Here is a 21,963-nt window from a genome sequence, read left to right on the forward strand (position 1 = left end):
AAAATGGCAATTGGGATGAGTGAGTTAAAAAAAGGTTTAAAGATTGAAATTGATGGAGTTCCTTATAGGATTGTGGAATACCAACATGTAAAGCCTGGAAAGGGTGCTGCTTTTGTGCGCGCGAGAATCAAATCTTTTCTTGATGGTAGAGTAATTGAAAAAACTTTTCATGCAGGAGATAAGTGTGAAGAGCCAAATTTGGTTGAAAAAACCATGCAGTATCTTTATCATGATGGTGATATGTTTCAGTTTATGGATACTGATACTTATGAGCAAATTGCATTAAGTGATGAACAAGTGGGTGATGTTGCAAAGTGGATGTTGGATGGAATCAATGTGCAGATTTTATTTCATAATGGTAAGGCGATTTCAGTGGATGTACCACAAATTGTAGAATTAAAAATTATTGAAACAGCACCAAACTTCAAGGGAGATACTTCAAGTGGTAGTAAAAAACCTGCAACCTTAGAAACCGGTGCTGTAGTACAAATACCCTTTCATGTTTTAGAAGGTGAGGTAATTCGCGTAAATACTGAAACGGAGGAATATGTAGAAAAAGTAAAATAATCTCTCCTAGTATAGGGGAGGTAAAAACCTAACAGATTTTAATTAGGATAATAAATAATGAAAGATATTGTTGAGATTGTTGTTCCTGACACAGTTGGAAAAAAGGGATCTTTATATATTAGAGATAGACTCCAAAGGGTTTTGTACAGTTTTATTGGACACGAATCTTTTGGGGGAATTTTGTTATTTTTCTGTGTCGTTGTTGCAATGGTTATTGCTAATACCTCTTCTCTTTCTGATAGTTACTTCAAATTTTGGGAAACAAAAATAGGTTTTTGTGTTAATGAAGTAAATTATTCCATGAGTATTTTACATTTCATTAATGATGTTTTAATGTCCTTATTCTTTCTTATGGTCGGGCTTGAGATGAAGCGCGAGGTATTATATGGAGATTTGGCAGGATTCAAAAAAGTAAGTTTTTCTATTTTTGCTGCATTGGGTGGAATTATTATCCCAATTATCGTTTATATTCTTTTTAATTATAATACAGATGCATCTAAGGGATTTGGCGTAGCAATGAGCACAGATACTGCATTTGCTTTGGGTGTAATTTTGTTGATGGGTAAAAGAATTCCTTCTGTGATAAAAATTTTTTTAGTAACTTTGGCTGTTGCGGATGATTTGGGTGCAGTGACGGTTATTGCTATTTTTTATACAGAAGATTTACAAATATTATGGATGATGTTGTCCTGTATTATTATTATGGCATTGATTTATCTTAATTATAAAGATACAAAATTTATTTTCTTGTATTTTGTTTTTGGAATCTTCTTGTGGATTACTGTTTATAAAAGTGGTATTCACCCTACAGTTGCTGCAGTAATTTTGGCATTTTGTATACCAGGAAAAACTAAAGTATCTTCTGTTTATTTTGAAAAAATGCTGAAAGAATGGCAAAAACTTGATTTTGATGAAATTCAACAAATGAAAGATATATACACGCAAAAAAGAGGATTTTTTAAGAAACTAAGTGATGGAGTTAAAAATTTTATTCACCCTAGTACAGAAAAAAAAATTGACATGTATCGAGAAAGTAAATATATTTATATTCTTGATAGCATTGGGCGTTATTCTTATGCGGCGCAAAATCCACTTTTAAGAACTGAGCATGCATTGCAACCTATTTGTGCATATTTTATTGTTCCTCTTTTTGCTTTTGCAAATGGTGGGGTTTTAATTGATCAAGGCATTGATTTTTTGAATAGTGGTATTATGTGGGGAACAATTTTTGGCTTAGTTTTAGGAAAGCCACTAGGAATCTTAATCTTTGCCTATTTTAGCGAGCGTTTAAAAATTTCTATTCGTCCTAGAGGGTTAAGATATCCTCATGTTTTGGCAGTAGGTTTTTTAGCAGGAATTGGTTTTACTATGTCTATGTTTGTTTCTGGACTTGCTTATACTGAACAAGAGATGATAAACATATCCAAACTTTCTGTTTTAATTGCATCTGCTTTGGCAATAATTTTTGGTGTTGTAGCATTGTTTTTTAGCACAAAAATAAAGGAAAATAATGGGGCAAAAAATATTTCTTGAAAAATTATTTTTACGTTTTTTAAAAAGTGAAACTTTTGGAGGCGTGTGTTTATTTGTCAGTATGGTTTTAGCATTAATTGTAGCTAATTCTAATTTATCTGATTGGTATTTTGAGCTATGGGAAAAAGAATTTGGTTTTGGCTTTGGAGATAAATTTTTTGGCTTTAGTATTCATGAATGGATTAATGATGTTTTAATGTCATTTTTCTTTTTAATGGTAGGTTTAGAAATTAAACGAGAGTTTTTGTTAGGGGAACTTTCTGGGATTCAAAAAGCAGCATTTCCTGTTATTGCTGCAATTGGAGGAATGGTTGTCCCTGGTTTGATATATTTTACCTTTAATGCAGGGACAGATTCAGTATTTGGTTTTGGAATACCTATGGCAACAGATATTGCCTTTGCTCTTGGAGTGATTTTAATGCTTGGCAAACGTGTGCCTTTTGCATTAAAAGTCTTTTTGGTAACTTTGGCAGTTGTTGATGATTTGGGAGCGATTATTGTTATTGCAGTATTTTATACTTCACAAATTTATTGGAATTATTTATTGATTGCAGTAGGAATTATTGCCTTATTAATTTTTCTTAATAAAATGGGTATTAAAAATCTTATTCCTTATTTAATTTTAGGAGTTTTTCTTTGGGTAGTTGTGCATCATAGTGGGATTCATGCTACAATTGCGGCTGTATTATTGGCTTTTTGTGTTCCTTTACAGCCAAAAGAAAAAAGAGCTGCTTTTGTAAATTTTTTTAAGGAAACGCTAGATAAAATCTATAATAAAACTGATTTAAAAAATGAAACAAAGATTGTAAAAACCCTTTATAAAAGATCTATAGCGACACAAAGTCCTTTAGAGAGATTAGAGCATATTTTGCATCCATGGAGTGCATATTTTATTATGCCACTTTTTGCTTTTGCAAATGCAGGAGTAAATATTAGTGGTAATATTGATTTTACAATTGACCATATCTTTTTTGGGGTTTTACTAGGATTGTTTATAGGAAAACCCGTAGGTATTTTTGTAGTAACTTTTGTTTTTGAAAAACTTGGAATTATTAAAAAACCACAAGATGTTGCTTGGTTTCATATTTTTAGTGCAGGGGTTTTGGCAGGTATTGGTTTTACAATGTCGATTTTTGTATCTAATCTTGCTTTTGAAAATTTAGAGGCTATAGAATTGGCAAAAATTGCAATTTTGCTTGCATCTTTTTTATCTGCCATCACAGGTTCTTGCCTATTGTTTTTGTTTAATAAAATAAAAAATAAGTAAAAACTTGCTAGAATTACAAATCATTTTTTAAGGAGCTTTTAATTATGGAAAATATGCAACAAATTCTATCTTCACTTCTACCTTTTATCGTTTTGATTTTGATTTTTTATTTTTTTATTATCAGACCTCAAAGAGTGCAACAAAAAAAACATAAAGAAATGATTGAGAATCTTAAAAAGGGTGATAAAATTGTTACAACTGGTGGTTTTATATGCGAGGTAGTTAAATCAGAAGAGGGGTTTATCAGTGTAAAAATTAATGAGGAAACTACAGCAAAAGTTACAAAAGAATATATTGCTTATAAAATTGAAGAGTAATAAAGATTAATATGAAGCAAGTTTTTAATTTTAGATTAATTGTATTTTTATGTGCCGCTTTGTTTGGTATAGCTTTTTCTATTCCTTCATTATTTCAAACACAAGGACCAAGAATTAGCTTAGGATTAGATTTGCAAGGTGGACTAAATCTTCTTTTGGAGGTAAAAACAGAGGAAGCTATTAAAGCAAAATATGCTTCTTTGGCTTCTTCTATTGGTTTTGAAGCAAAGCAAAAACAAGTAATTTTGGATAGATTGCGTGCAAAAGAAGATGGCGTTGTGTTTGATATTATTGATTCTGAGGATGCAAAAACTATCGATATGGTTTTATCAAAAATTAATGGAATTATCACGCAAAAACAAGAAGATTCTTACAATATTGTTTTTGATGAAAAAGAAATTGGAGAAATTGAAAAAAATGCAGTTTCTCAAGCAATTTCTACGATCAGAAATCGTTTGGATCAATTTGGACTTTCAGAACCAAGTGTTACACAACAAGGAAAAAGTAATATTTTAGTAGAACTTCCTGGTATTAAGACTGCAGAAGAAGAAAATAGGGCAAGGGATTTGATTGCAAAATCTGCACATCTACAGATGATGGCTGTTGATGAGGAGCATAATGCAAGAGTGCATACTATGAGTGCACTTGAGGCACAAAAATATGGTGATGTAATTTTACCTTTTGTTGGAGATGATGGTCAAGATTTCGGCAAGATTTTATTAAAAGCAATTCCCATTCTAGATGGTGATAAATTAACAGATGCGCGTGTAGCTTATGATGAAAATCATCAGCCTGTTGTGAGTTTTAGCTTAGATTCTCAAGGAGCAAAGATTTTTGGAGATTTTTCTGGGGCTAATATCGGTAAGCGTATGGCTATTGTCTTAGATGGGAAGGTGTATTCTGCACCTGTGATTAGACAGCGTATTGGTGGAGGTAGTGGACAAATTAGTGGAGGATTTAGTGTTGAACAGGCAAGCGATTTGGCAATTACTCTAAGAAGTGGGGCGTTACCAGCTCCTTTGGAGGTTATCGAAAAGCGTAGCGTGGGACCTAGTCTTGGACAAGATAGTATTAGGGCATCTGCGATTGCTTTAATTAGTGGTTTTGTTCTTGTTGTAGGCTTTATGATTGTATATTATTCAATGGCAGGGGTAATTGCCACTTTTGCATTAGTTGTAAATTTATTTTTAATTATTGCCATTATGTCTATTTTTGGCGCTACTTTGACACTGCCAGGAATGGCTGGAATTGTTTTGACTGTAGGTGTTGCAGTAGATGCAAATATTATTATCAATGAGCGTCTTAGAGAAGCATTGCGTGCAGGAGAAAATGTTATGCGAGCTATCCAGCTAGGTTATGCAAATGCATCGCGTGCAATTTTTGATTCCAACATTACTTCTTTGATTGCATCAGTCCTGCTTTATGCTTATGGGACAGGTGCAATAAAAGGTTTTGCTATTACTACAGGGATTGGGATTATCGCATCTATTATTACTGCTATTATTGGCACCTATGGGTTTTATCAAGCAATACTGCCAAAAATTGCTAATACAAAATCTTTAAATTTTTGGTTTGGTATAAGGAAAGATTAATGGAAATTTTTAAAAAAGTCAAAATTTTTGATTTTGTGGCCTATTCGAAATATGGTCTCATTGTCTCAGTTTTTTTAACTCTTGGTGCTTTTGCTTTATTTTTTTTCAAGGGTTTTACACCAGGAATTGATTTTGCAGGAGGAAGTTCCGCACAAATTCGATATGAAGAAACTGCACCAATTATAGAGATTCGGGAGATTTTAGATACTACCGAAGGTTTTAAGGGGAGTCAGGTTAGCGAGTATGGTGCGAAGCAAGAAGTGCAGATTAAAATACCTTATAACAATCTTTTAAGTGGAAAAAATCTTAATGTTGTTTTAGGGGATTTATTAAAAGATACAGGAAAATTTGAGATTAGAAAACTAGATAGCGTGGGGCCAAAGGTTGGAAACGAGTTAAAGCAAAAAGGGATTTTATCTTTAGTTTTAGCAACACTTGCTATGATGCTTTATGTGAGTTTTAGGTATGAATGGCGTTTTGCATTAGCTAGTATTGTAGCGTTAGTGCATGATGTAATCATTACTGCTGCTTTTGTGATTATTTTTAATATTGATTTAAACCTAGAAGTGGTTGCAGCACTATTAACCCTGATAGGTTATTCAATTAATGACACAATTATTATTTTTGATAGAATTCGAGAAAAAATGTTGAGCAATAAGAGTAATGATATTATAGAAGTGATCAATGAGGCTATTTCACATACCTTATCAAGAACTTTATTAACTTCTTTAACGGTATTTTTTGTGGTTCTTACACTTTATCTTTTTGGAGGAGAAAATATTATAGGTTTTTCTTTGCCAATGTTAATAGGTGTAGTGTTTGGAACTTATAGCTCTATGTTTGTAGCCCCAAAACTTGCAATTTTATTTGGTTTTAATATTCAAGAATATCATGAAAAAGAAATGAAAAAGGCTAAAAAAAGAGAAGAAAAGAAGCGTTTAAGAGAGATGTATGAAAATGGAAGAGTATAAGGATAGATAATGGAGTATCAAGCACAAAGTATTGAAAAAAAATGGCAGGATTATTGGGAAAAGGAGGGAAGTTTTGAGCCATTAGAGGATATGAAACTTAAGAAAAAATACATTTTAAGTATGTTTCCTTATCCAAGTGGGGCAATTCATATGGGACATGTTCGCAATTATTGTATCGGTGATGTGATGGCAAGACACTATCGCAAAGAAGGATATAATGTATTGCATCCCATTGGTTTTGATGCATTTGGTATGCCAGCAGAAAATGCAGCGATTAAGCGAGGGATTCATCCTAAGGGTTGGACATATTCAAATATTGAAGCAATGGATAAGGAATTAAAAACCTTAGGACTTTCTTTTTCTAAAGATAGGGAGTTTGCTACCTGTGATACAGAATATACAAAGTGGGAACAAAAATTTTTTATTGATATGTGGAATAAAGGATTGGTCTATCGTAAAAAGGCATTTTTAAATTGGTGTCCTAATGATAAGACGGTATTAGCAAATGAACAGGTAAATGAGGGGAGGTGTTGGCGTTGTGGCACTGAAATCATTCAAAAAGAAATGTATCAATACTATATTAAGATTACAGATTATGCAGATGAACTTTTAAAAGATTTAGAAACCCTAGAAGGACATTGGCCTAATGCAGTTTTGACAATGCAAAAAAATTGGATTGGCAAATCTGTGGGGTTGGAATTTGGTTTTAAATTAAAACGCTCTTATGATGATTTGGAAAAAATAGAAGTGTTTACCACGAGAGCTGATACGATTTTTGGTGTTACTTATTGCGCTGTTGCTCCAGAACATCCCATTGTAGAAAAAGCATTTTTAAATCTTAATCAAGAAAAAAAAGATAAGATTTTAGCAATGCGTAAAATGAGTGCTAGAGCAAGAATGATGGGAGATAAAGAAGGGGTGGATTTAGATATAAGTGTGATTCATCCGATTACAAAAGAAGAAATCCCTGTATGGGCAGCAAATTTTGTTTTGATGGATTATGGCAGTGGTGCTGTAATGAGTGTGCCAGCACATGACGAAAGAGATTATCTTTTTGCAACAAAATATAATCTTGCAATAAAAAAGGTGGTTATTAGTGATGAGTTGCCTTACTGTGAAGATGGTGTATTAATTGATAGCGGAGAATTTAGTGGTTTAAGAGGAAAAGAAGCAAGAGAGAGGATTATTACTTTTTTTGAAGAAAAAAAACTTGGTAAAAAAGTGGTTAATTTTAAATTGAGAGACTGGGGAATTTCTCGACAAAGGTATTGGGGTGCACCTATTCCACTTATACATTGTGAGAATTGTGGAATACAAATACAAAAAGAAGAAAATCTTCCCGTGATATTGCCCGATGATGTAGTGATAAATGGTGAGGGGAATCCGCTGGATAAACACATAAAATGGCAAGAAGATATTTGTCCTAAATGTGGAAAGAATGCAAAAAAAGAAACTGATACGATGGATACATTTTTTCAATCTAGTTGGTATTTTTTGAGATATACAACACCTAGTGCTTTATGGAAAAAAGAGCCTTTTAATAAGTCTATGGCGGAATATTGGTTGGGGGTAGATGAATATATTGGTGGTATTGAGCATGCAATTTTACATTTGCTTTATGCAAGGTTTTTTACTAAAGTTTTAAGAGATTTGGGTTATGTGGATTTTAGTGAGCCTTTTTCTAATCTTTTGACACAGGGTATGGTTTTAAAAGATGGAAGAAAAATGAGCAAGTCTTTAGGAAATGTTGTAGAACCTAGTGCTATTATTGAAAAATATGGTGCAGATACTGCAAGGTTATTTGTTTTGTTTGCTGCACCACCATCAAGAGAGTTAGAATGGATAGATTCTGGTGTGGAAGGCGCATATCGTTTTATTAGAAAATTTTATGAAAAAACTGAAATGATTAGTAGGGTTACAGAGATACCAAAAATTTTTGGTAATACTTTAAATAAAGAGGAAAAGTACGCACGCAAAAAAGTTTATGAGACTTTACAAAAATCTCAAGATATTTTTAGTAAAAAACAATCAGGGTTTACACTTAACACATTAATTGCTTCTTGTATGGAAGCCTTTAATGCTTTAAGTGTGCAAAATAATAAAGAAGTTTGGACAGAAGGATATTTTATTTTAAGTAATGTTTTGGAACCTATTATTCCACATGTATGCTGGGAAATTTCAGAAAAATATTTTCAATTTAGCAATTTTAAACCTATTGAGATAGATATAAAAGCACTGGAGAGTGATAGTGTTGTGATAGCAGTTACTGTGAATGGTAAGAAGCGTGCAGAAATTGAAGTGCCAACAAATGCAAAACAAGAAGAGGTTTTAGAAGTTGCAAAACAAGGGATACAAAAGTGGCTTGATGGTGCACAAATTATAAAAGAAATTGTTGTGCCAAATAAGTTGGTAAATTTTGTTGTAAAATGAAAAAATTTTTTCTAGCATTGATTTTATTTTTTATGGGGTGTGGATACTATCCTGTATCGCATTATTCTAAAAAGTCTTTAGGGAATCTTGTTTACGTAGATCTTAGGATAAATCTAGCAAATACAGAGAATTCCGTGGAGTTAAAGGATAATTTAAACAAAGCGATTGTTGCGCGATTTCAACGAAGGTTGGCAGAAAAAGATCAAGCAGATTCTATAATAAATCTATTTTTAAAAACAGCGAGCGATACTTCTATTGCTACAGATACTAATGGTTTTACAACTTTTTATCGCGTAAATGTTGAAATAGTTTTTAATTATGAGAATCGTTTTGGAAAAAAGGGGGAATTTGTAAACACAGCATATTCTGATTATGCGGTATCTCTTGAAGATCCTTTAATTACTTATTCAAATCGTCTAGAAGCGATTAAGGAGGCGAGTATTCAATGTATTGATAAATTTTTAGCACAAATGGCTTATGAAGGAAGATAGATGATTTTAAGAGATAAATTAAAACTTATTTTTGAAGAATTAAAAAAAATAGATTCTAGTACACAAGATGAAAAAGTAGAGTATTTTTTAAAATTGCTTTCCAAAAATAAAATTTATTTACAAGAATGCATTTCTCCTCAAGAAAAGATGTTGCAAAACTTTGAAGAAAAGAGTTTTTTTTCCGAGATTGCAGAAATACTAAAAACTTATAGTGAAGAAAAAAAGATAGAAACTTTTGAAGATCTTTATTATTTATTAAAAGCATTGCTATCAATTCTTAGTGATACAGCTGCTCCAAGAATTAAAAATCGTGACCCTATTTTATTTGATTTATATTTCAATGGTGATGCATATAGTCTTAATATTTTAAGGCAAAAATGGGAAAGTATTGCTAATCAAAAAAAACATTCTTTTGTGCAAAGACGTATTGCTTCTATTGTTGCTAGATTAATAAATATTACAAAATTTCAACATGAAGCCAGTGTACAAAGATTGGTGAGTATTTTATTAGAAGTTCCTGAAAATATTTCAGATGATAATGTTTTGCAAGAATTGGAATTGATTTGCGATGATGGTGAAAAGTGGAAAAAAATTTATAATGATGAAAAAGCAAATAGTTTTGTAGATGCAATTAAGAATTTGCAGGATACACTAAATGAAAACACGCAAGAAATTGAAGAGTTCAATCAAATGAGAAATAAAATTGTTGAACAAGGTGAGGAGTTTATTGCACAACAAAAAGGAGAAAATCTCTTAAATATTGCGAATCGATTTTATGAAAAAATCAGTTCTTTGAACCAGTTTATTTATAAAAAAGAAAATCATATTAAAGATTTAAATGAGCAATTGTATAAAGTTACAATTTTATTGCAGCAAATGGAAGAAAAAACAAAAATAGATACTTTGACAAAAGTTTATAATCGCTGTTATTTGGAAGAATTATTATGGAATTGTGAAGCACAATTTATGGAAGAAAAAAATAATTATTCTGTATTGTTTTTTGATATTGATGGTTTTAAAGAAGTTAATGATTATTATGGACATTTAGCTGGAGATGAATTGCTTAGTAGTTTTGCAGATATTTTGAAAAACAACTCTAGGGCTTCAGATATTATAGGGCGTTATGGTGGAGATGAGTTCTTGATTATTATGCCAAAAACTGATTTGAAAATCGCAAAAGATGTAGCTCTTAGAATTTGCAATGCGGTTTCTGAAGAAAAAGTTACTTATCATGATGAAAAATTACATTGCTCCACAAGTATTGGTGTTGTAGAGAGAAAAGATTTTGCGACAAAAGAGGAAATGTTAAGAAAGGCTGATGAACTTCTTTATAAAGCTAAGAAGAATGGCAGGAATCAAGTACAATGGGAATAGACTTAAGGGATTTTTTAGAAAGCAAAGGAGCAGAATATGCCCCCTTTGATCCCAATAGGGCGAAAAATATTTTTCAAACATTTAGAGATTTTCTTTCCTTGCAATGCTATAAAATTCATGTTATTGGAACAAATGGCAAGGGTAGCAGTGGAAGATATCTTGCTTTGTCTTTGTTGCAACAAAAAAAGAAAATTTTACATTTTACTTCTCCTCATCTTTTGGATTTTAATGAGAGATTTTATAAAAATGGAGCATTAATTAGCGATGAGGAATTAAAAAAAGCTCATGAGTTTTTACAGCAATTTCCAAGTGTGCAAGAGGCAAGTTATTTTGAATATATGACATTTTTAGCATTGGTTTTAGCTCAAGATGTAGAGTTTTTTATCATGGAAGCAGGACTTGGCGGAGAGTATGATTCTACAAGCTGTATAGAAAGTGATTTAAGTATTTTTACTTCTATAGGTATTGATCATCAAGAGCTTTTGGGACAAAGTTTAGAAGAGATTGCTACTACGAAATTAAATGCTATGCAAAAAGTAGCAATTTTGGCTAAGCAAAAAAGTCAAATAGTAGGGGAAATTGCAAGAAAAATTGCCATAAAAAAGAATGTTAAGCTTATTGAAATTAATCAAGAATATGAAAAAAAATTTCAAAATGTGTTGGAAAAGATTAAAGTAGGATTTTTACAAGATAATTTTTTAAATGCAATGGTAGCAATGGAGTTTTTAGGCTTTAAGATTCCTTTAGAGCCTGTGGTTTTGGATTTGTGTGGCAGATTTGAACAAATTGCTAGTAATGTTTTGATAGATGTGGGACATAATGAAGATGCAGCATATGGGCTTCAGAAATGTTTGGGGAATCAAAAAGTTGTGCTTGTTTATAATTCTTATGTTCAAAAAAATATTGAAAAAATTTTAGAGATTCTAAGAAAAAATATTTTAAGGATTGAAATTTTAGATGTAAATCATCCTAGAATTATTCAAAAAGAAGAATTGATAAAGATTCTTCAGAAATTGGAAATTCCATTTTGTAGTTTTCAAAAAATTGATACTAGCGAAACATATTTGGTTTTTGGTTCTTTTAGCGTTGTGGAAACTTTTTTGAAAGGCGGATATGTATAATAAACTTGTTGTGACTATTGTAGATGAAAAGGGGTCAAAGCAATTTAAAGTACATCGCTATATTAAAAAAATTATTTTTTGGGGAATTTTTGGTTTTATTTTTATTATTATTGGTGCATTTTTTTTTATGAAATTTTTAATGCAGACGATTGAAGATGTTGCGATGGAGCAAAATATTGCAATTTCAGAGTATCGCTATATTTATCAACAAAATGAAGAGCTAAAAGAGAGAATCCAAAAAAAAACTAATGAACTCAATGTGATTCATCAAAGGATTGGAGATCTTGAAAATATTATTGATACGCAAAAAAATAAGCAACAAATTGATAGGTTTGAAGAAGTTGATCTCAAGAGTTTAGATGATGCACAAAAAGATCTTATTTTAAATCTCGTGCCAAATGGCGATCCTATCAAGGATTTTTTTAGTAAAAGTAAAACTTATTCTAAAGAAAAAAATAAAAGTAAAGAAGCTTTAGCAATATTTTATAAAATCAATCCAAAAACTCCAGTTTACGCTGCTTCTGATGGTGTTGTAGAAACTATTATAAGGGGACAGAAAAAAAATTTTGGTAATGGTAATACAGCTAAGCTTAATCATCTCTTTGGTTTTAATTCTTGGTATAAACATTTAGATGAGATTGTAGTTAAGCGTGGAGAATTTGTAAAAAAAGGAGAATTGATTGGATATGCAGGAAGTTATGGAGATGGTTTATATTATGAAATATCTTTTTTAAATAAACTTTTGTCAGCAGAAAAATTTACATTATGGGGAATGGATAATTTTGATGAAATAATTTTAAATGAAAATAAAGTGGACTGGAAAAGTCTTGTGTGGATTATTCAAGATATTTTAAAACTTCAAGATTATCAAAATCCCTATTACGAGAAAGTTTATGAAAAATAAACGTTTGGTTTTTATGATTACAGATCATAAAGGAAGCTTTTATTTTAATGTTAGTATGCTTGTAAGACAAATTAGTCTTTATATCTTGCTTGCAATTTTTGCTTTGATTATTTTTATTGTAGTTTCTATTGGAGTTGTGCGAACAGAGATAAAAGACATAAATAATAAAAAAAATATTTTAAATCAAGAATTTAGAAAAACTATAAAAATTAATACCACGTTAAATAATGAGATTACTCAAAGAATGGAAGAAATAAATATTGCTGGGGATAGAGTTGATGATTTGGAGGATATTATAGGGGTTTCAAAGTCTGAGGATGCTATAATAGAAAGCAGTCTTTTGAGTAGAATTGATATTGCAAATATTACAGGTGCTCAAAGGGCATTTATTATGAAATTTATTCCTAATGGATTCCCGTTAGATAAATATCTAAGAATTTCAGCAGGTTTTGGCACGAGGATGCATCCCATTTTACATATTTTGCATAAGCATACAGGAGTAGATTTTAGTACAAGTTTAAATACACCTGTTTATGCAACTGCAGATGGTGTTGTAGAATTTGCAGGAATGGGTTGGAATGGTGGATATGGAAATTTGGTAAAAATTACGCATTCTTTTGGTTTTAAAACTTATTATGCGCATTTAAATTCCATTGTGGCGCGTAATGGGCAGTTTGTCAAAAAAGGGCAAATTATTGCTTATAGTGGAAATACAGGTGTTTCTACTGGCCCACATTTGCATTATGAAGTGCGTTTTTTAAATAATCCAATAAATGCCTTGAATTTTGCTAAATGGAATATGAAAAATTTTGATTTTATTTTCGATAATGAAAGGATAGTAGCATGGCAATCTTTACTAGCACTGATCAACAATCTAATGCTCCCATCAAGGGTGGTGCAGCAACAATAATTGCACAAGGAACAAAAATTAAAGGCGATATGCATATAGATTGTCATTTGCATATTGATGGAGATTTTGAGGGTAATATTTATTCTAAAAATACCGTCATGATTGGTAAAACAGGTAATGTACTTGGAAATATTTTTGCACAAAAATTGATTGTAAATGGAAAATTTAATGGTGTTACCGAAAGTAGTGTGGTAGAAATTTTACCAACAGGAAGAATTGAGGGTAGGGTTATTACACCAGAGTTTGTGATTGAACGCAAGGGTGTATTTGTAGGTGAAAGCAAAATTGTGGATAAAAATAAAGACAGAGAAAAAGAAAAAGTGGAGAAGTAATGCAAGCTAGATTTTATGCTCATTTATTAGAGAAATCATCTACAGAGATTTTACTCACAGAAAATGATAAAGAAACCCAGGTGCTTTGGCAAGTAGCGCAGTATTGTTATGAAAAAAAGATCCTACAAAAAAAACCAGTGGTTTTACCTGATTTTCGTGCAAGAATGGGAGATGATATTAGGTCTTTTAGTGAAGAATTTTTGACTTTATTGGCGCAATTGAGGGAGTATTATACACAAGAAAGTTTGCTAATTACACCGATTTCTAGTGTACTTTATCCTCTACCAAAAAAGGAATTGCTACAACCTTTAGAAATCATTAAAAAAGATCTTTATAATCTTGAGGAGTTAAAGCAAAAATTTGTGCATTTTGGCTATGAGGTAGTAGATATTGTTGAGATGGAAGGAGAAGTGAGTTTTCGTGGGGATATTATAGATATTGCAATTCCTAATGGAAAAAATTATCGCTTGAGTTTTTTTGATATTGAATGCGAAAGTATTCGCACCTTTGATTTGCAAACTCAAAAAAGTAATCAGCAGGAATTAGAAAATTTAAAAATCCCTCCTGCGTTATTTAGTCTCAATCAAGAGCAGTATGATGAAATATTGCGTAGAATTGAGAGTTTAGATACAGATAGTTTTTATAAGGATTTATTTTCTCTTGGTTTTTGGTGTTTAGATTCTTTAGCTGAAAAGTTTTTATTACATAAAAATGTTGTAATGACACCAAATGCAAGAGATTATACACAAGAACTTTTTGAACGCGATTTGCAAGATCCTTATGGTAAAGATTTTTTTATGCAGTTACCTTTTTTAAAAGATAAGAAAGATTATGCAGATCTTAATATAGAATCAAAAAATTTAGAGTATTTTTTACAACTCAATGCTGATAAACGCATAGAGATTTTAGTGCCTACGCAAATGATGCAAGAGCAGTTTCAAGCACAAGGATTATATGCAGAGGTCTCATCACTTGTTTTAAATATTGCGTTGCCAGAGAAATATATTATTTCTCTTAATTCTTATCCTAAAACCAAGAAAAAACAAAAACCTCGTATTGCTATTGATGAGCTTAATGTGGGCGAGTATGTTGTGCATACCACTTATGGAATTGGTATTTTTCGTGGTATAGAACAGGCAAAAATTTTAGGAGCTACTAGAGATTTTATTCGGATTGATTATCAAGGAGAAGATTCTTTATTATTGCCTGTTGAAAATCTTAATACTATTGATCGTTATGTGGCAGGTTCTGGAGGTGTACCCATTGTTGATAAGTTAGGAAAAGGCAATTTTTTAAAACTTAAAGAAAAAATCAAAACAAAACTTTTTGAAATTGCTGATTCTATTATTGCTTTAGCAGCCAAAAGAAAACTTATTGAAGGTAAAAAAATTGATACAACATTGCCTGAAATTTTGCTTTTTAAGGAGAGTGCTGGTTTTGTTTTAACGCAAGATCAAGAAAGAAGTATTGAAGAGATTTTTACAGATCTTAAGAGTGGTCAAGTAATGGATCGACTTTTGAGTGGGGATGTAGGATTTGGTAAGACTGAAGTAGCGATGAATGCAATTTTTGCAGCTTGTAAAAATGGATTCCAAGCAATGATGATTGTGCCTACAACTTTATTAGCATTGCAGCATTATCATACTTTGAAGAAAAGATTGGAGGGACTACATGTCGTTCGATTAGATCGTTTTGTTAAGGCTGCTGAAAAAAGAAAGATTTTAGATGCTTTAGCAAGCGGAAAAATTGATGTGGTAGTAGGGACACATGGATTATTAAATGCGGTGTTTAAAAATCTTGGGTTGATTGTAATTGATGAGGAGCATAAATTTGGTGTTAAGCAAAAAGAAAGTATTAAATCTTTGAGTAAAAATGTGCACCTTTTAAGTATGTCTGCTACACCAATCCCCAGAACGCTTAATATGGCATTATCACATATTAAGGGTATGAGCAGTTTGCTTACCCCACCTAGCGAACGCTTAAGTACTAAAACTTTTGTAAAAGAAAAAAGCGATGCGGTAATTAAAGAAACTATTTTGCGAGAATTAAGACGCAATGGACAAGTATTTTATATTTATAACAATATTGCAAACATTACAAATATTGCAAGAGATTTGAAGGAATTGTTACCACAACTTGAAATTGCAATTTTGCATTCCCAAATTGATTCTAATACGACAGAAGAAATCATGATGGCCTTTGCAGAGAGGAGGTATCATTTATTACTTTGTACTTCTATTGTAGAATCTGGAATCCATCTTCCTAATGCTAACACAATTATTATTGATGGGGCAGATCATTTTGGTTTGGCAGATTTGCATCAGCTTAGAGGTCGTGTAGGTAGAGGAGATAAAGAGGGTTTTTGTTATTATCTCATTGAAGATAAAGATAAAATTACTCCAGAGGCTTCAAAAAGATTACTTGCATTAGAAAAAAATTCATTTTTAGGTAGTGGTGCTATGATTGCCTATCAAGATTTAGAAATTAGAGGAGGGGGGAATTTATTAGGTGAAGCACAAAGCGGACATATTAAAAATATTGGTTATAGTCTTTATCTCCGTATGCTTGAAGATGCAATTTACCAACTTAGTGGGAAGGAACAATTGCAAGAGAAAGATGTAGAAATTAAGTTACAAGTATCTGCTTATCTTAATCCTGATTTGATTAATAGTGATACTTTGAGACTTGAGCTTTATCGAAGATTATCATTGTGTAAAAATGCAGAATCTGTTTATGAAATTGAAAGAGAAATTGTAGATAGGTTTGGGACATTGGATTTTTATACCAAGCAGTTTTTGATTCTTATTTTGATAAAAATTGTGGCACGAGATGTGGATATTACATTGATTTCAAATTTCAAAAAAGATGTAACATTTTTCTTTAGAGATAATTCTAAAAAGTTTTTAAGTATTCAGGATGAGGAAAATTTATTAGCTGAGATTTTAGAGTTTTTGAGAAAAATCTAAAATAATAGCAGGTTGAAAAATAGAGAAAATTGGATTTTTATAGTAGAATATAGTATTAAAGAATAGGGGTATTATGAAACATTTTTTAACTTTAAGGGATTATCAACAAGCTGATATTATCGAAATTATTAAGCTTGCTATCGCAATCAAAAAAGATTATAAAGAAAATAAAGAGCGTAATGATATGCACAAAAAGATTCTAGGAATGATTTTTGAAAAAAATTCTACTAGAACGCGTGTAAGCTTTGAAGCAGGAATTTATCAGCTTGGTGGAAATGGGATCTTTTTATCAGGTAAGGAAATTCAGCTTAGTAGAGGAGAAAGTATCGCAGATACCGCAAGGGTGATTAGTTCGATGGTAGATATGATTGTAATTCGTACTTTTGAACATGAAAGACTAGAAGAGTTTGCAAAATTTTCATATGTCCCTGTGATTAATGGATTGAGTGATTTATATCATCCTGTGCAGGTAATAGCAGATTATCTCACTATGATTGAAAATGGAATTTTTGTAAAAGGGAGTTTTGATGCAGCATATAAGCAAGATCCGCGTGTGGTTTATGTGGGTGATGGAAATAATATGACACATTCTTGGTTGTTATTAGCTGCAATTATGGGATTTGAGATTAATATTGCTTGTCCAAGAGGATATATGCCAAAACAAGAAATTTTGGAATATGCACAAAAAATTAGTACCAAAGATATTCGTATTTATGAAGATCCTAATGAGGCAATTAGGGGGTGTAATGTTGTTGTAACAGATACTTGGGTGTCTATGGGGCAAGAAGAACAGAAGGAAGAAAAAAAGAAAATTTTTAAGGATTATTGTGTTGATTATGCTAAGATGGAATTAGCAGATAAAGAAGCGATATTCTTACATTGTTTGCCAGCATATCGTGGGCAAGAGGTAAGTGAAGAAGTTTTAGAAGGAAGACAAAGTCGAGTATTTCAAGAAGCAGAAAATAGATTACATGCACAAAAAGGAATTATGGTATGGCTAAACAAACAAAGTTAGTTGAAATTTTAGGTGCTAATAATCAGGCGGTAATGCAGTCAATAGATTCCCATACTTTGCAGTTACACTTAAGTAGTGGAGAATTCTCTAAGAGCGAGCCTTGGTTTTTAAAAGATGAAAAAAATCAAGAATATGTTGTATTGCCACAAAAGGTTTTACGTAATATTATTATGCTTATCCGAAAAGCACATGAAGATCGTTTGAAGGTAGAGTTAGAGCGTGATATTATTATGCATGCACCTATAGATTTTGATGATGTGATGAGTGTAGCAATTAATAGAGTAGAATCTTTGCGTGGAAAAGATGGAAGTTTGCCAAATATTGATAGTATGCAGATTGTTAAAGAAATTAAAGAAAAACATCCAAATTTATTTATAGATTTAAATACTAATGCTTTTGTAAGAAGTTTATAATGATAGATTTTAAAAAATTTTCAAGTTACTCAAAATCTGGTCCTCGTTATACAAGTTATCCTACTGCGGTAGAGTTTAGTGAGAATTTTACACAAGAAACATTGCAAGAGGCATTTTTGCGCAATGATAAACGAAAAGATATTCCATTATCCATTTATGTGCATTTACCATTTTGTAAAAGTGCGTGTTATTTTTGTGCATGTAATGTGATTTATACAAATAGTGAAGAAAAAAAAGAGCGTTATTTGGGGTATTTGAGGAAAGAATTAGAGATTCTCAAAACCCATATGGATACAAGACGTGAAGTTGTGCAATTGCATTTTGGTGGTGGTACTCCAACTTATTTTAGTGCAAAGCAACTTGAAGAAGTTATCACTCTTATTCGTAACACTTTTACAAATTTTGCAAGTAATGCTGAGGTGAGTTGTGAGATTGACCCAAGACATTTCACAGAAGATCAGATGATTGTTTTAAAAAATGGTGGTTTCAATCGCGTGAGTTTTGGTGTGCAGGATTTTGATGAAAAGGTGCAGAAAGCTATTAATCGCTATCAAAGTATGGAATTGATGCAAAATGTCGTGGGAATTGCACGAAAACATGGTATTTTTTCAATTAATTTTGACCTTATTTATGGACTTCCTTATCAAAATATTAATACTTTTGAAGAGACTTTGAAAAAAGCGATTTCTTTGAAACCTGATCGTTTTGCAATTTTTAATTATGCACATGTTCCTTGGATTAAAAGAACAATGGCAAATATTGATGAATCTACACTTCCAACTCCAGAAAATAAGTTAAAAATCTTGGAATTTACTATAAAGTTTTTACAGGAGAGTGGTTATAAAATGATTGGAATGGATCATTTTGCAAGGGCTGATGATGAACTTTATCTTGCGAGTCAAAAAGGTGAGCTTCGAAGAAATTTTCAAGGCTATACTACGAGGGGATTCTCGCAGACAATTGGAATTGGACTTACTTCAATTGGTGAAGGAGTGGATTATTATGTGCAAAATTATAAAGATATTAAGAGTTATGAAAAAGCTTTAGATGAAGGAAAACTACCTGTTGAACGAGGTGTTGTATTAGATTTTGATGATATCTTACGCAAAGAAGTAATTATGCAATTAATGAATAATTCTAAATTATATTTCTGTAAAATTGAAGAAAAATTTTTGATTGATTTCAAAGAGTATTTTGCGAAGGAATTGCAAGCGCTACAGGTTTTTGTAGATGATGGTATTTTAGAGATTACAGAAGAAGGAATTTTTGCAAATCCTACCGGATCTATGTTAATTCGTAATATTGCAATGTGTTTTGATGCTTATTTAGAAAAGATACCTCACGAAAAAAGACGCTTTTCTAAAACAGTCTAATGCAAGACATTGCTTCTGCTTGTGTTAAGTGCGCAAAATGTATCCAAGGGTGCGCAACTTATCAGATTCATCGCGATGAGGTGCATTCTCCACGAGGATTTTTGGAACTTATTAAATCCGTAGAGATTGCTCAGCAAGAAGAATTTTTAGATACTTGTTTTTTGTGCACGCATTGTGTTAGTGCCTGTCCTATTGGACTTCCTATTGATTTTGCTATTATGCAATCAAGAAGGGAAAATAAACAAGGAGTTTTAAAGAGGTTTTATTTTTTCTTGTTGAGACATAGAAAAATCATGGATTTTGTTTTTTTATTTTTATCTTTTTTACCTCCCTGTTTTTTTAAGCAGAAAAAAGTAGGGGTAATTTTTAAGATTCCTTTTAAACATCAAGCATTTTTACAAAAATATAAAAAATATCAATCTAAAAAATATTCAAGAAAGGTCGCAATTTTTATTGGTTGTTTGGCAAATTATAATTATTCTGAAACAGGAGATGCTTTATTAAAAATTTTAGATTCTCTTGAAATTGAGGCTTTAATACCTAAGCAAGAATGTTGTAGTGCACCTGCACTATTTAGTGGAGACTTTGATACAAGTTTAAAACTTATCAAAAAAAATATCATATATTTCGAAAAAATTATTGATGAAGTGGAGGCAATTTTGATTCCAGAGGCCACTTGTGCATCTGTGATTATTAAAGATTGGCAGAGGGTATTAGAGTATTATCAAGAAGAAGAATATTTACAAAAATTAAAACTAATACAACATAAGTTTTTTTTAACAAGTGTTTTTTTTGCTATGCATACAGATCTGAGAAAAAAAATGATACAAACAAAGCAGAAAATTACCTATCATGATCCATGTCATGCTTGTAAATCTTTAAAAATTAAAACCCCTCCAAGAGAGCTTTTGCAACATTATGATTTAGTGGAACTTGAGGATAGTGAGAGTTGTTGTGGATTTGGAGGAATTACTTTGCAGATTAAGAAAAATGATTTGATAAAAAAAGTTGGTGAAAAAAAAATAGATAAGATTCTAGAAACCAATGCTGAGATTGTAAGTGCAGAATGTAGTGCATGCCATGCACAAATTGCAACTTTATTAGCCGAGAAAAAAAGCAAAGTGGTTTTCAAACATCCCTTAGAGTTGATTGCGCAAACTCTAAAAAAAGAATGAAGTCATATTGAATAATTTTTATTATTAGATTTTAGATTTTTTAAATGAAGAAAATTTTAAAAAAATTTTTTGCAAGAAGCTAAGTTTTACATTTTTATGTTTAAGTAATATATTTAAAATTTTTTTACGCTTAAACATAATTGCGCAATTTAAAGGAGACATTGTGCCGCCTTCATTGGGATTTGCGCCATATTGTAAAAGTAGCTGTGCCATTTCAAAATATCCTTTGAAGCACACACCGGCTAATGGGGTTTGATTTCGATTGTTTTTTTGGTCAACCTGCGCGCCTCTCTCTAGTAATAATTTCGCAGCTTCTAAGCTATTGTGATAACTTGCAAGCATTAAAAGAGTATCGCCCTTGTGATTTGCGAGATTTACATTTAATCCATGATCTAACATGATCTTTAGAGATTCTGCATCATTTTCCCTGGCAAAATCAAAGCTTTGTGCACAAAATTTTTCCATTTCTTCTTGTTCTTGTGGCGTTAGTTCCATAATAATTCCTTAAAATTAAGATATTGCAAGCATTGAGATGATCAAACTAAAGTAAAAAGTTGTAGTTTGATTTTGTATAATTATATAATTTTTATCAAATTTTTAAGGAAACTTATGCCTAGAAAAATTAAAATAGCAATTCTTTTTAGCGGCAATGGCAGTAATATGCAAAATATTATTGAAACTTTTCATCAAAAAAAAATTGCCCATGAAAGCAAGGAGTATTTTTTTGAAATAAAGGGATGTGTTTGTAATCAAAAAGATGCTTTTGGAATCACAAGAGCAAAAAATTTAGGAATTCCTTGCTTATTGCTTCCTCATCAAGATTTTGCTGACAGGATTTCTTTTGATTTGGCACTCGAGAAGGAAATAAAAAAAATGGAGGTTGATTTGGTGGTTTTAGCAGGTTTTATGCGAATACTCTCCAAAAAATTTTGTGATAGCTTTAAAATTATTAATATTCACCCTTCTTTATTGCCAAAATATAAAGGAGCAAATGCAATTATTGAAAGTTTTGAAAGTGGTGATAGGGAAGTGGGGGTAAGTGTGCACTGGGTTAATGAAGAATTAGATGGTGGTGCAATTATTTTACAAAAAAGTTTTTTGAGAATGCCTGAGGATTCTTTGGAGGTTTTTAGTCAAAAAATTCATGCTTTAGAATATGAAATCTACCCTGAAGCAATAAAAAAAGCAATTGCTAGTTTGTAAGGAGATAGG

Annotated in this window: 19 protein-coding genes and 1 pseudogene; 19 read left to right on the forward strand and 1 reads right to left on the reverse strand. The window is 31.5% G+C overall.

Going from position 1 to position 21,963, the window contains the following annotated elements:
* Nucleotides 1–3: 3 nt before the first annotated feature.
* From efp to LW133_RS04110, 18 genes and pseudogenes are all read left to right on the forward strand, one after another.
* Complete coding sequence (gene efp / locus LW133_RS04025; RefSeq protein WP_233076862.1) at nucleotides 4–567, forward strand: elongation factor P; 564 nt, start codon at nucleotides 4–6, stop codon at nucleotides 565–567.
* Nucleotides 568–624: 57 nt separating this feature from the next.
* A complete protein-coding gene (gene nhaA / locus LW133_RS04030) occupies nucleotides 625–2,100 on the forward strand; it encodes a Na+/H+ antiporter NhaA (protein WP_233076864.1) in 1,476 nt (491 codons plus the stop codon).
* Nucleotides 2,078–3,367, forward strand: a complete 1,290-nt coding sequence (nhaA, locus tag LW133_RS04035) for a sodium/proton antiporter NhaA (protein WP_233076866.1) — start codon at nucleotides 2,078–2,080, stop codon at nucleotides 3,365–3,367. Before nhaA (LW133_RS04030) ends, nhaA (LW133_RS04035) begins: the two co-directional genes overlap by 23 nt.
* A 44-nt stretch (nucleotides 3,368–3,411) precedes the next feature.
* Nucleotides 3,412–3,681 (forward strand): annotated as a pseudogene (gene yajC, locus LW133_RS04040) (preprotein translocase subunit YajC); the annotation flags it as partial.
* A gap of 14 nt (nucleotides 3,682–3,695) precedes the next feature.
* The gene (gene secD / locus LW133_RS04045; protein WP_233076868.1) at nucleotides 3,696–5,276 is read left to right on the forward strand and encodes a protein translocase subunit SecD; all 1,581 of its coding nucleotides are present in this window, start codon (nucleotides 3,696–3,698) and stop codon (nucleotides 5,274–5,276) included.
* The gene (gene secF, locus LW133_RS04050; RefSeq protein ID WP_233076876.1) at nucleotides 5,276–6,247 is read left to right on the forward strand and encodes a protein translocase subunit SecF; all 972 of its coding nucleotides are present in this window, start codon (nucleotides 5,276–5,278) and stop codon (nucleotides 6,245–6,247) included. The genes secD and secF overlap by 1 nt, the downstream gene beginning before the upstream one ends.
* A gap of 9 nt (nucleotides 6,248–6,256) precedes the next feature.
* Nucleotides 6,257–8,677 (forward strand): leucine--tRNA ligase, encoded by a 2,421-nt coding sequence (leuS, locus tag LW133_RS04055; protein ID WP_233076886.1) that lies wholly within the window; start codon nucleotides 6,257–6,259, stop codon nucleotides 8,675–8,677.
* A complete protein-coding gene (lptE, locus tag LW133_RS04060; RefSeq protein WP_233076888.1) occupies nucleotides 8,674–9,168 on the forward strand; it encodes an LPS assembly lipoprotein LptE in 495 nt (164 codons plus the stop codon). The genes leuS and lptE overlap by 4 nt, the downstream gene beginning before the upstream one ends.
* A complete protein-coding gene (locus LW133_RS04065) occupies nucleotides 9,169–10,542 on the forward strand; it encodes a GGDEF domain-containing protein (protein WP_233076890.1) in 1,374 nt (457 codons plus the stop codon).
* Nucleotides 10,533–11,663: a Mur ligase family protein gene (locus LW133_RS04070; protein WP_233076899.1), complete on the forward strand. Its 1,131-nt coding sequence runs from the start codon at nucleotides 10,533–10,535 to the stop codon at nucleotides 11,661–11,663. The genes LW133_RS04065 and LW133_RS04070 overlap by 10 nt, the downstream gene beginning before the upstream one ends.
* Nucleotides 11,656–12,567, forward strand: a complete 912-nt coding sequence (locus LW133_RS04075) for a M23 family metallopeptidase (protein ID WP_233076906.1) — start codon at nucleotides 11,656–11,658, stop codon at nucleotides 12,565–12,567. The genes LW133_RS04070 and LW133_RS04075 overlap by 8 nt, the downstream gene beginning before the upstream one ends.
* Nucleotides 12,557–13,477 (forward strand): M23 family metallopeptidase, encoded by a 921-nt coding sequence (locus LW133_RS04080; protein ID WP_233076908.1) that lies wholly within the window; start codon nucleotides 12,557–12,559, stop codon nucleotides 13,475–13,477. Before LW133_RS04075 ends, LW133_RS04080 begins: the two co-directional genes overlap by 11 nt.
* The gene (locus tag LW133_RS04085; protein ID WP_233076909.1) at nucleotides 13,411–13,809 is read left to right on the forward strand and encodes a bactofilin family protein; all 399 of its coding nucleotides are present in this window, start codon (nucleotides 13,411–13,413) and stop codon (nucleotides 13,807–13,809) included. Before LW133_RS04080 ends, LW133_RS04085 begins: the two co-directional genes overlap by 67 nt.
* Nucleotides 13,809–16,775, forward strand: coding sequence for a transcription-repair coupling factor (gene mfd, locus LW133_RS04090; RefSeq protein WP_233076911.1), 2,967 nt, complete (start codon nucleotides 13,809–13,811; stop codon nucleotides 16,773–16,775). Before LW133_RS04085 ends, mfd begins: the two co-directional genes overlap by 1 nt.
* A 73-nt stretch (nucleotides 16,776–16,848) precedes the next feature.
* Nucleotides 16,849–17,790, forward strand: coding sequence for an ornithine carbamoyltransferase (argF, locus tag LW133_RS04095; RefSeq protein ID WP_233076921.1), 942 nt, complete (start codon nucleotides 16,849–16,851; stop codon nucleotides 17,788–17,790).
* Nucleotides 17,769–18,203 carry a DUF2603 domain-containing protein gene (locus LW133_RS04100; protein WP_233036505.1) on the forward strand — a complete coding sequence of 145 codons (435 nt, stop codon included), beginning with the start codon at nucleotides 17,769–17,771 and terminating at the stop codon, nucleotides 18,201–18,203. The genes argF and LW133_RS04100 overlap by 22 nt, the downstream gene beginning before the upstream one ends.
* Complete coding sequence (hemN, locus tag LW133_RS04105; RefSeq protein ID WP_233076922.1) at nucleotides 18,203–19,576, forward strand: oxygen-independent coproporphyrinogen III oxidase; 1,374 nt, start codon at nucleotides 18,203–18,205, stop codon at nucleotides 19,574–19,576. The genes LW133_RS04100 and hemN overlap by 1 nt, the downstream gene beginning before the upstream one ends.
* Nucleotides 19,576–20,751 (forward strand): (Fe-S)-binding protein, encoded by a 1,176-nt coding sequence (locus LW133_RS04110; RefSeq protein ID WP_233076924.1) that lies wholly within the window; start codon nucleotides 19,576–19,578, stop codon nucleotides 20,749–20,751. The genes hemN and LW133_RS04110 overlap by 1 nt, the downstream gene beginning before the upstream one ends.
* A 24-nt stretch (nucleotides 20,752–20,775) precedes the next feature.
* Here LW133_RS04110 and LW133_RS04115 read toward each other — a convergent pair whose 3' ends face one another.
* Nucleotides 20,776–21,246: an ankyrin repeat domain-containing protein gene (locus LW133_RS04115; protein WP_269843735.1), complete on the reverse strand. Its 471-nt coding sequence runs from the start codon at nucleotides 21,244–21,246 to the stop codon at nucleotides 20,776–20,778.
* A 114-nt stretch (nucleotides 21,247–21,360) separates the two neighbouring features.
* Between LW133_RS04115 and purN the strand changes: the two genes are divergently transcribed.
* The gene (gene purN / locus LW133_RS04120) at nucleotides 21,361–21,954 is read left to right on the forward strand and encodes a phosphoribosylglycinamide formyltransferase (RefSeq protein ID WP_233076926.1); all 594 of its coding nucleotides are present in this window, start codon (nucleotides 21,361–21,363) and stop codon (nucleotides 21,952–21,954) included.
* Nucleotides 21,955–21,963 lie beyond the last annotated feature (9 nt).

The sequence above is a fragment of the Helicobacter anatolicus genome (assembly GCF_021300615.1).
GTDB lineage: Bacteria > Campylobacterota > Campylobacteria > Campylobacterales > Helicobacteraceae > Helicobacter_H > Helicobacter_H anatolicus.

Coding starts and splice junctions, on each gene's coding strand:
- efp (WP_233076862.1), top strand. CDS start 4: ATGGCAATTGGGATGAGTGAGTTAAAAAAAGGTTTAAAGATTGAAATT.
- nhaA (WP_233076864.1), top strand. CDS start 625: ATGAAAGATATTGTTGAGATTGTTGTTCCTGACACAGTTGGAAAAAAG.
- nhaA (WP_233076866.1), top strand. CDS start 2,078: ATGGGGCAAAAAATATTTCTTGAAAAATTATTTTTACGTTTTTTAAAA.
- secD (WP_233076868.1), top strand. CDS start 3,696: ATGAAGCAAGTTTTTAATTTTAGATTAATTGTATTTTTATGTGCCGCT.
- secF (WP_233076876.1), top strand. CDS start 5,276: ATGGAAATTTTTAAAAAAGTCAAAATTTTTGATTTTGTGGCCTATTCG.
- leuS (WP_233076886.1), top strand. CDS start 6,257: ATGGAGTATCAAGCACAAAGTATTGAAAAAAAATGGCAGGATTATTGG.
- lptE (WP_233076888.1), top strand. CDS start 8,674: ATGAAAAAATTTTTTCTAGCATTGATTTTATTTTTTATGGGGTGTGGA.
- LW133_RS04065 (WP_233076890.1), top strand. CDS start 9,169: ATGATTTTAAGAGATAAATTAAAACTTATTTTTGAAGAATTAAAAAAA.
- LW133_RS04070 (WP_233076899.1), top strand. CDS start 10,533: ATGGGAATAGACTTAAGGGATTTTTTAGAAAGCAAAGGAGCAGAATAT.
- LW133_RS04075 (WP_233076906.1), top strand. CDS start 11,656: ATGTATAATAAACTTGTTGTGACTATTGTAGATGAAAAGGGGTCAAAG.
- LW133_RS04080 (WP_233076908.1), top strand. CDS start 12,557: ATGAAAAATAAACGTTTGGTTTTTATGATTACAGATCATAAAGGAAGC.
- LW133_RS04085 (WP_233076909.1), top strand. CDS start 13,411: ATGGCAATCTTTACTAGCACTGATCAACAATCTAATGCTCCCATCAAG.
- mfd (WP_233076911.1), top strand. CDS start 13,809: ATGCAAGCTAGATTTTATGCTCATTTATTAGAGAAATCATCTACAGAG.
- argF (WP_233076921.1), top strand. CDS start 16,849: ATGAAACATTTTTTAACTTTAAGGGATTATCAACAAGCTGATATTATC.
- LW133_RS04100 (WP_233036505.1), top strand. CDS start 17,769: ATGGCTAAACAAACAAAGTTAGTTGAAATTTTAGGTGCTAATAATCAG.
- hemN (WP_233076922.1), top strand. CDS start 18,203: ATGATAGATTTTAAAAAATTTTCAAGTTACTCAAAATCTGGTCCTCGT.
- LW133_RS04110 (WP_233076924.1), top strand. CDS start 19,576: ATGCAAGACATTGCTTCTGCTTGTGTTAAGTGCGCAAAATGTATCCAA.
- LW133_RS04115 (WP_269843735.1), bottom strand. CDS start 21,246: ATGGAACTAACGCCACAAGAACAAGAAGAAATGGAAAAATTTTGTGCA.
- purN (WP_233076926.1), top strand. CDS start 21,361: ATGCCTAGAAAAATTAAAATAGCAATTCTTTTTAGCGGCAATGGCAGT.